The organism is Gluconobacter sp., assembly GCF_047723935.1.
Classification (GTDB): Bacteria; Pseudomonadota; Alphaproteobacteria; order Acetobacterales; family Acetobacteraceae; genus Gluconobacter.
Genome location: NZ_JBDOBO010000031.1, coordinates 20,384 through 28,772, shown reverse-complemented (window position 1 = coordinate 28,772; position 8,389 = coordinate 20,384). Strand labels below are relative to the sequence as shown.

General features: G+C 56.6%; 10 protein-coding genes. 4 read left to right on the top strand and 6 right to left on the bottom strand.

Translation table 11 applies throughout. The annotated features are described in order from the left end of the window. The first annotated feature begins 136 nt into the window (after positions 1 to 136). Positions 137 to 811: a YfdX family protein gene (locus ABF979_RS10780; protein WP_064275086.1), complete on the top strand. Its 675-nt coding sequence runs from the start codon at positions 137 to 139 to the stop codon at positions 809 to 811. A 101-nt stretch (positions 812 to 912) separates the two neighbouring features. Here the strand turns inward: ABF979_RS10780 and ABF979_RS10775 are convergent, their stop codons facing one another. From ABF979_RS10775 to aroQ, 4 genes are read right to left on the bottom strand one after another with little or no spacing between them, the layout of a single operon-like run. Beyond that, a complete protein-coding gene (locus ABF979_RS10775) occupies positions 913 to 1,485 on the bottom strand; it encodes an NIPSNAP family protein (protein ID WP_415559715.1) in 573 nt (190 codons plus the stop codon). A gap of 12 nt (positions 1,486 to 1,497) precedes the next feature. After that, a complete protein-coding gene (accC, locus tag ABF979_RS10770; RefSeq protein WP_215750619.1) occupies positions 1,498 to 2,847 on the bottom strand; it encodes an acetyl-CoA carboxylase biotin carboxylase subunit in 1,350 nt (449 codons plus the stop codon). Continuing rightward, positions 2,847 to 3,302 (bottom strand): acetyl-CoA carboxylase biotin carboxyl carrier protein, encoded by a 456-nt coding sequence (locus ABF979_RS10765; protein ID WP_099213141.1) that lies wholly within the window; start codon positions 3,300 to 3,302, stop codon positions 2,847 to 2,849. Before ABF979_RS10765 ends, accC begins: the two co-directional genes overlap by 1 nt. Further along, a complete protein-coding gene (gene aroQ / locus ABF979_RS10760) occupies positions 3,299 to 3,748 on the bottom strand; it encodes a type II 3-dehydroquinate dehydratase (protein ID WP_023943307.1) in 450 nt (149 codons plus the stop codon). Before aroQ ends, ABF979_RS10765 begins: the two co-directional genes overlap by 4 nt. Before the next feature lie 212 nt (positions 3,749 to 3,960). Here aroQ and ABF979_RS10755 point away from each other — a divergent pair, with 212 nt between their 5' ends. Beyond that, complete coding sequence (locus tag ABF979_RS10755) at positions 3,961 to 4,521, top strand: septal ring lytic transglycosylase RlpA family protein (protein WP_415559719.1); 561 nt, start codon at positions 3,961 to 3,963, stop codon at positions 4,519 to 4,521. A gap of 30 nt (positions 4,522 to 4,551) precedes the next feature. Here ABF979_RS10755 and ABF979_RS10750 read toward each other — a convergent pair whose 3' ends face one another. Then, positions 4,552 to 5,700 carry a YihY/virulence factor BrkB family protein gene (locus tag ABF979_RS10750; protein ID WP_415559713.1) on the bottom strand — a complete coding sequence of 383 codons (1,149 nt, stop codon included), beginning with the start codon at positions 5,698 to 5,700 and terminating at the stop codon, positions 4,552 to 4,554. 382 nt (positions 5,701 to 6,082) lie between these two features. Between ABF979_RS10750 and ABF979_RS10745 the strand changes: the two genes are divergently transcribed. After that, a complete protein-coding gene (locus tag ABF979_RS10745) occupies positions 6,083 to 7,222 on the top strand; it encodes a type III PLP-dependent enzyme (RefSeq protein ID WP_415559711.1) in 1,140 nt (379 codons plus the stop codon). Positions 7,223 to 7,385: 163 nt separating this feature from the next. After that, positions 7,386 to 7,547: a TOBE domain-containing protein gene (locus ABF979_RS10740; protein ID WP_237389982.1), complete on the top strand. Its 162-nt coding sequence runs from the start codon at positions 7,386 to 7,388 to the stop codon at positions 7,545 to 7,547. 123 nt (positions 7,548 to 7,670) lie between these two features. On the opposite strand, the gene ABF979_RS10735 is transcribed toward ABF979_RS10740, so the two are convergent. Next, a complete protein-coding gene (locus ABF979_RS10735) occupies positions 7,671 to 8,231 on the bottom strand; it encodes a hypothetical protein (protein WP_174694845.1) in 561 nt (186 codons plus the stop codon). Positions 8,232 to 8,389 lie beyond the last annotated feature (158 nt).

The following is an 8,389-nucleotide window of genomic DNA, read 5'->3' as shown; positions in this document are numbered from 1 at the left end:
TGAATTCCCACCACGGGAAATCAGAACGAAATTGATCCGGATTAATGATGAAATATAAATCAACTTTCATTTGATAGATTCTGAATTATGTTTTTATGTTTCCCGATATTGATTTTATATTCATTAGGATCTCATCATGCGAATTCTACTTCCCATCCTTGCATCAGCAGCTTTGACACTCTCCGCCATGCCAGCGCATGCCGGATCTCTTCATAAGGACTGGGAATCTTTCAAAGCCCATCGGGCATTTCATCACCTGTCTGCTGACGGACAACGCGCCGTTACGGACATTCTCAAGGCACGTCAGATCCTGAGTGCCGGACAGACAGATGCGGCCATTCCGGCTCTCTACGACGCCCAGAAGCGACTGACAGCCGCAACAACGGCCAGTCAGAAGTTCCAGGCTGCAGAAAACGATCTGCACGCAGCCCCACAGCACCCACTTCCCTCAACGCATCATGCGATCTCCGGCCAGGTTGACTGGCTACCCGTAGGTGGTGAGTTCATTGCCAGCGAGACACTTGCCCCAGAGCAGAAAGCAGCCGTCGCATCTGCCAATGCTCAGCTGAAAAACGGTGATACGGATTCAGCTGCCCAGACAATGAAAGTCGTCGGCCAGAATGCGGACTTCATTCTCGCTCTTGCCCCGATTGCTCCGTTCCAGGGTGCAATCAATCGGGCAACTGTCTTCACGGAAGGTCGCCATCCGCAACAAGCTGTAGAGGCTCTGGATGAAGCTCTGGATTCCATTGTGTTCGTGTCCGAAGACTTCGTTACGACACTGGCCCCAGCAAATCCGACCAAGAAGTAAGCTCCCGCGCCCATCTAACGCGCGGAACCAGAAACAAAAAAAGGCGGCCTGCATATTTTTGCAGGCCGCCTTTTTTATACGAACACTAAGAACCGAACGCTTCAGTTCCAGAGAGAAATCGCCAATGGCAGCAAAATCTCGCTTTCCATCCGCGTCAGAAACGGCGCGACTTTTGGCGGCCAGCTTCCGGTAGCCACAGCAGCGGCCCTCTTTTCCGATCGTGCATTCATGTCTGCATAAGGCCACAGATGCGCAATGCGCGGTGTGCCCTCAAGAGAGACGAGTGTGCACGTCAGCGGCGAAACTGCTTCTCTCTCCGGCACAGCAGCTAGGAAACGTTCCTCAACATCACCCATACCATCTGCCTTGGCCTCATAGCAGCGCCATTCATAGACACTTCCATAAGAGCCCGGATCGGCGACAGGTGTGATGGCACGCCAGGATGTCACCTCCACCCGAACCAGGTTCTCATGAGGCAGGCTAGACAGGACGTCTGGACGACCATCCAAGAGTGCCTCGTAGGTATCCGCTGTCCTGAGAAGAGTAATCCGGTTCAGGCGACCTATTTCAGTCACCCATGCCCCTACCCCCTCAAGACCTGAGAGAGCAGAGACCACCTGCGGGATATGCCCAGGCTGAACGTCCAGAAAGATGGTCTCTACATAACTCATCATATCATCTCCGCTTCAGGACTTGGTCTGGGCGGCGACAAAGTTTTCCAGCCAGTGAATTGTGTAGTCACCTTTCTGGAAAGTCGGATCCGCCAGAATTTTCCGATGAAGCGGAATAACCGTTTCCACTCCATCCACCACACATTCATCCAGAGCACGCTGCATGCGGGCAATAGCTTCCTGACGCGTCGGTGCATGAACGATAAGCTTGGCGATCATGCTGTCGTAGTAAGGCGGGATGCGATAGCCAGCGTAAATGGCGCTGTCCATTCGCACACCAAGACCACCTGGTGCATGGAAAACATTGACCGTGCCCGGGCTCGGCGCAAAAGTTTCGGGGTTTTCGGCGTTGATGCGGCACTCGATCGCATGGCCGGACATCTTGATGTCCTTCTGCGTGTAGCCAAGCTTCTCACCAGCGGCGATCCGGATCTGCTCACGCACCAGATCGACACTGCACACCATTTCCGTCACCGGATGTTCCACCTGAAGGCGGGTATTCATCTCGATGAAGCAGAACTGGCCGTCCTGATACAGGAACTCAAGCGTGCCAGCATTGCGATAGCCCATGCGAGCCAGAGCCTCGGTCGAAGTCCGACCGATTTCTTCACGTTCGGCATCCGTCAGAGCCGGGGAACCGGCTTCTTCAAGCAGCTTCTGGTGACGACGCTGGAGGGAGCAGTCACGCTCGCCAAAATGCACCACGTTGCCATGGGCATCACCAAGGATCTGAAGCTCGATATGACGCGGGCGATCGAGATACTTCTCAAGATAGACCTCGTCATTGCCGAAGGCGGCACGGGCTTCTGCACGAGCTACCGACCAGGCTTCCTCGATATCATCTGCGGTCTGCGCAACCTTCATGCCGCGACCACCGCCGCCGGCAGCGGCCTTGATCAGGACCGGATAACCGACCTTCTCGGCGACTTCACGGGCAGCCTGAATATCGACCAGCGCCCCATCGGAGCCCGGCACCAGCGGCACGCCAAGCGCGCGCATGGTCGTCTTGGCGGTAATCTTGTCGCCCATCGTGCGGATATGCTCCGCCGTCGGGCCGATAAACGCCAGACCATGCTCTTCAACAGTCTCGGCGAACTCGGCATTTTCTGACAGAAAGCCATAACCCGGATGAATGGCATCCGCGCCCGTAATCATGGCAGCTGACAGAATGGCAGCGACGTTCAGATAAGAATCGCGTGCACTCGGCGGACCGATGCAGACGGCTTCATCGGCAAGACGCACATGCATTGCATCGGCGTCGGCCGTCGAATGCACGGCCACGGTTTTGATGCCCATCTCACGGCAGGCGCGCTGGATACGCAGCGCGATCTCGCCTCGATTGGCAATAAGGACTTTAGAAATCATTACTCGATGATCGCCAGAGCTTCGCCAAATTCAACAGGCTGCCCGGACTCGACAAAGAACTTTGTCAGGGTACCAGAGCGAGGAGCCTTGATCTGGTTAAAGGTTTTCATGGCTTCGATCAGCATGATCGTCTGACCGGCAGAAACGGTCTGACCTTCCTGAGCGAATGCCGGGGAAGCCGGATCCGGCGCCAGATAGGCGACACCCACCATCGGGCTTGGAACCGCACCAGGATGCTTGGCAGGATCAGCCGGAGGTGCCGCAACAGGAGCAGCGGCTGGTGCTGCGGCGGGAGCAGCAGCAACGGCTGGTGCAGCAGCCTGAACCACGTTGACGTTGCGCGCCACGCGAATGCGGCTATCAGCTTCGGAGATCTCGATTTCGGTCAGGCCGGTCTGCGTCAGAATATCGGCCAATGCCCGAATGGCATCCTTGTCCACGAGCATGCGGCTCATCCTTCGTCTTCGATCATGTCGGTTATTGCCTGAAGCGCATGCGCGTATCCCCTGACGCCGAGGCCGCAGATCACACCGATGGCGGCCTGCGAGACGTAGGTATGATGGCGGAATGGCTCCCGGCGATGAATGTTGGAAATATGAACCTCAACTATCGGCAACTCAACAGCAAGAAGCGCGTCGAGCAGGGCAATCGAGGTATGCCCATAAGCAGCAGGATTAATCACGATTCCATCAGCGCGGCCGCGACACTCCTGCACCCAGGACACAAGTTCTCCCTCACCGTTGGTCTGGCGGAAATCGATCGCGACATCGAGGCGTTCAGCAGCCTGAATACACACCTGCTCGACATCGTCGAGCGTAGCGTGACCGTAGATTCCAGGCTGGCGCAGACCCAGCATATTGAGATTCGGACCGTTCAGAACGGCAATGAGAGGACGTTTCATCTGGCCGCGCGATAGCACTTTCGGAGCCGTCATGAAAGCGTCATCGCCCTAATCCTGCCGTCTTCGGAGGGTTCAAAAGGGGGACAGGCCCATGGTTTTGTGCTAGGAAGCACGGCTCAAGCCCGTTTTCGTCCACTGGAGAAGATACCAGTCTAGTGAAATTTGCCCCGCCTGCCATTCACTCATCCCGTCGACTGTCTCCCCTGCGCAGCATGACATTTGCACTCGCGCTTGCCGGAATTGCAGGTGGAACGACTGCTCATGCAGCAGACGATTCTTCTGGTGATGCAGCGGGGACGGTCCGGACCAGCTGGGCAGCCTCTGTTCGATCCGCGCTGGCAAACCGGGCCCACAAGGCCGCGTCCTGGACCCAGCATGGCATGGCGAGCTGGTATGGGCGTCATTTCCACGGACGCCGCACCAGTAGCGGGACGATCTTCAACACAAATGATCTGACCGCCGCACACCCTTCCCTGCCGATTGGCACAAAACTGCTGGTGACGTCTGAAGATACGGGCCGTTCTGTTGTCGTTACAGTGAACGATCGCGGGCCATTCAATAGCCGCATCATCGATCTTTCACATGCGGCAGCGGCGAAGATCGGGATGCTGAACAGCGGAACTGCCCACGTCACCATTGCCCGTATGGCTGACAAGCCTGCGTCAGATGCCGCGAGCGAAGTTGCGGAAGCCGAGTCCAAGGATACGAGCGAACAAGCCATCAAGGCTGCGGGCAACCAATCTGACACCACAAAGCAGCCCATCCACCGATAATACGGCAGACGGGCTTGCGTACCCCGGTGGTTAGCGGGGTGTGTTTTCAGCCGTAACGGCTTCTGCAATCAAAGGGTCTGGTTGTGGCAGACCGGCAATCCGGGGCTGCGCCCCTTTGATGCGTTCTTCCAGCCCCGCGTTCAGCTCCGCCCCAAAGAGCACGACGTACGCACTCACAAAGAACCACATCATGATCGCCGCAACCGCCCCCAAGGGCCCGTATGTTGCGCCATAACTCGCAAAATGCGCGACATACCAGGAAAAGCCGAGCGACATTAAAACCCATAGAACGGTCGCCACTGCTGATCCGGGGAAGATCCACCGCCACTTTGCTGGCTCCCGGCTCGGGGCAAAGCGGTAGAGCATAGTTACTGCTACGAAAACGAACAGCAGCATCAAAATCGGTGCAAGCGTGTGCACAACAAGCGGTGCACCATACGATACCAGAAGATCAAACGGCGGCGGTGGTTTTCTGAAACCCAGATAACGCGGCAGATAATCCACCAGTGCAGGGGCTGCCACCATGAGCGCCAGTGTCAGCGCAGCACCAACCACGGCCATCAGGGTCGTAGCCAGAGCCGTAGCCTGGAACCTCAGGAAACCCCGGGTTTCGGTGGCGTTATACGCCATATTCAACGCGGACAGGATCGACTTCGTACTGGCTGAAGCGGACCACAACGCGACGGAAACAGAAAAAATCAGCCCGATGGTCAGAGACGTATGCGGCTGGGAAACCAGCTCGTGAATACGATTGCCAATCAGCGAATAAGCTGTGGGGGGCAGCAGATGACGCAGCACTTCAAGCTGCGGCTCAACGGTCTGCAGATCAAACGCCAGACCATAAAGCGAGATCAGGCTAGATATGGCCGGAAAGAGAGAGAGCGTGGCATAAAACGCGCAGCCCGCAGCAGAAAGGGACGTCTGGGACGATCCTACTTCCGAGAAGACCTGGCGCAGGACAATCTTCCACCCTGCCCTGGGCATACTCAGAGGGGAGTTCGCTCCCGTACCCGGGGCATCAGGACCAAGTTCACGCGCCTTGCGAATATCTTCTTCGCTGGGTTCAGGCGCCAGTTCATGGACACGTTGGATGTCCTGGTGGATTTTTTTCCGGTCAGGCTCCGAAGGTGCGTCTGGCGCTGGACCGGAAGCTGACGCAGAATCGGGAAATAAGCTCACTCAGGGGTCCTCGGCAGTTCCTGTTATGGGCAACAGGCGAGATTAAGTCGTTCCGTTCTCGAGATCGACAGAACCTAGCATACGCAGAAATCACCTTCTGCGTTCCGAATTTGCCCTGATTTCACTCCCCTCAATATTTCCAAAACACAAATAATGCAAAATTAGCTCTTGCAACGGCGGGGCTTTGGTTTCATACGCCCCGTCACGCAGCAACGCACGTGCCACTGGCCCTCTCGAGGTTACGCAACGACGTCAAGCGTTCTGGCCTTCCGGGTCCCGCTTCTTTTGGGTCCCCGCTATTCGCTGGTCCGTTCGACCGTTTCGCAACACACTCGCAGGGTGTCACTGTTCCCTGACGAGTCCGGTTCTGGGAAAGAGTGTCATGACTCCCAAAATCACCCGTTTTCTTGCCGAGCAGCAGCCGGCAACCCCTTGCCTCGTCGTTGATCTCGATGTTGTGGAAAGCAACTATCGTGCCCTTCACGACGCCTTACCAACTGGCAAGATCTATTACGCCATCAAGGCTAACCCGGCGCCATCCATCCTGAAGCGCCTTGTCGCTCTGGGTTCCTCCTTCGATGCGGCATCGCTTGAAGAAATCCGGATGTGCCTTGATGCTGGCGCTACCCCGGATCGCATCTCCTACGGCAATACGCTCAAGAAGGTGAGTGCCATCCGGGAAGCCCGCGACATGGGCATCGATCTCTTCGTGCTGGACAGCATGGAAGAGCTGGAAAAGATTGCCGAGAACGCACCAGGCGCCCGTGTCTTCTGCCGTCTGGCCGTTGAGAACGAAGGCGCTGACTGGCCGCTGTCGCGCAAGTTCGGCACAACAATTGCCCACGCCCGCGACCTGATGATCCGCGCGCGCGATCTGGGCCTGCATCCCTATGGCCTCTCGTTCCATGTCGGAAGCCAGCAGACGGGTATCGCCGCCTACCAGCACGCTATTGCTACGGCCGCACGCCTCTATCATGAGCTGCGCGCGGAAGGCCTTGACCTTCAGATGATCAATCTGGGCGGCGGCTTCCCAACCCATTATCGGGAAGACATTCCGTCTGTGCAGGAATTTGGCGCCGCCATTCAGGCCGCTCTCCGCGAGCACTTTCCTGACGAGCAGCCAGAAGTTCTGCTGGAACCGGGCCGATATATGGTCGGTCAGGCCGGTGTAGTGTCGAGCGAGGTCATTCTTGTGAGCCGTCGTGGCGGTGCAGAAACAGACCCACGCTGGGTCTATCTGGACATCGGGCGCTTCGGTGGCCTCGCGGAGACGGAAGGTGAAGCCATTCGCTACACATTCCGCACGTCTCGCGACGACACAGACAGCTCACGTTCCCCCTGCGTCGTGGCAGGACCAAGCTGCGATGGTGTCGATATTCTCTATGAGAAGAACCGCATCCCGCTGCCGAACAGCCTAAAGTCTGGAGATCGCATCGAAATCCTGGCGACTGGCGCTTATGTTTCGACCTACTGCTCCGTCGGGTTCAATGGTTTTCCGCCTCTGACCGAGCACTATATCTAAGTTGCTTCTGATTGGGGGTGGCACAGACCATCCCCGAAAAAAGCCTTGTCTACTCCCTCAGGCCTTGTGTCCTAATGTGTCACCCCCATCTCCAAGGGGGTAGCAAAAGGACCGCACCATGAAACTCAGCGCACGTAATCAGCTCAAAGGTCAGATTACATAGATCGTAAAAGGCGCAACGACGTCTCACATCACGATCGACGTCAACGGGACGATTATTACAAGTGCCATCACCAATGAAGCTGTTGAGGAACTGTCACTGACAGCGGGCAAGGAAGCCTATGCCGTTATCAAGGCTTCCAGCGTCATGGTCGGCGTGGACTGAGCCCACGCACCTACTTGGCCCAGACTTCACTCAGATTGCAGGGCAGTCTGGTGAGGTCTGACCGCTTTTAAATCCAAGCCCTGCAGGCTGTGGTATTTCGTCTCTTGCAGATTTCAGCAGAATTCAGTGCAGGGTACGTCCCGCCCAGGCCTGAGGGATATCCCGTGGCCAAAGAACCCGCATTTCAGCCGGATGAATCTTTTTCCATCGTGCCAGAGATGACAAAGCTCCGGCCCCTGCCGTCTTGCGCTCATGCCGCGGAAGCCAATGACCGATCCCAGCCATACAGTCTGAAATCAGGGCGAGAGCCGTGACAATGTAACCCTGCATCAGTCGCTCGGGAAAAAGGTCGGCGAGAAGGTGGAAGACTTCCTTCTGGCCATCATTCTGCACGGTCTGGATCCCTTGGAGAAAGCGCTCCTCCATGGCAGTCAGCCCCTGAGAGCCCGGCGGATTGATATCCAGCACCGGCTGCCCGGCTTCTCTCAGATGCTGGGCGGCATCCTCGAACGCGCGCTCCGCGGCATCGAGAACAGGACGGAAAGATGCCGGAAACATGCCATCCGTCGTGCGGGTTTCATGGCAGTACGGCAGGCGGTATCGGCTGACCAGACACCGGATACTCCAGAGTGCCAGTCTTTCGCAGCAGCACAGGTCAGACAGGAAAAGCGGTGTCCGTGTCATGATCAATCTCCGAATCAGCAGAACCAGAGACACTCTAATTGAGAATGATTTGCAATATCAAACTAAAAATGCGTGACCGCACGCTTGTGGTACGAAAAAAATGCTCACTGCCCTCTCCTGGAAAGAGGACAGCAACACTCTGATTTTCAAAAAGAAAG

What these genes read in the sequence shown, in the direction of transcription:
- ABF979_RS10780 (WP_064275086.1), top strand. Translation starts at nt 137, where the DNA reads ATGCGAATTCTACTTCCCATCCTTGCATCAGCAGCTTTGACACTCTCC.
- ABF979_RS10775 (WP_415559715.1), bottom strand. Translation starts at nt 1,485, where the DNA reads ATGATGAGTTATGTAGAGACCATCTTTCTGGACGTTCAGCCTGGGCAT.
- accC (WP_215750619.1), bottom strand. Translation starts at nt 2,847, where the DNA reads ATGATTTCTAAAGTCCTTATTGCCAATCGAGGCGAGATCGCGCTGCGT.
- ABF979_RS10765 (WP_099213141.1), bottom strand. Translation starts at nt 3,302, where the DNA reads ATGAGCCGCATGCTCGTGGACAAGGATGCCATTCGGGCATTGGCCGAT.
- aroQ (WP_023943307.1), bottom strand. Translation starts at nt 3,748, where the DNA reads ATGAAACGTCCTCTCATTGCCGTTCTGAACGGTCCGAATCTCAATATG.
- ABF979_RS10755 (WP_415559719.1), top strand. Translation starts at nt 3,961, where the DNA reads ATGACATTTGCACTCGCGCTTGCCGGAATTGCAGGTGGAACGACTGCT.
- ABF979_RS10745 (WP_415559711.1), top strand. Translation starts at nt 6,083, where the DNA reads ATGACTCCCAAAATCACCCGTTTTCTTGCCGAGCAGCAGCCGGCAACC.
- ABF979_RS10735 (WP_174694845.1), bottom strand. Translation starts at nt 8,231, where the DNA reads ATGACACGGACACCGCTTTTCCTGTCTGACCTGTGCTGCTGCGAAAGA.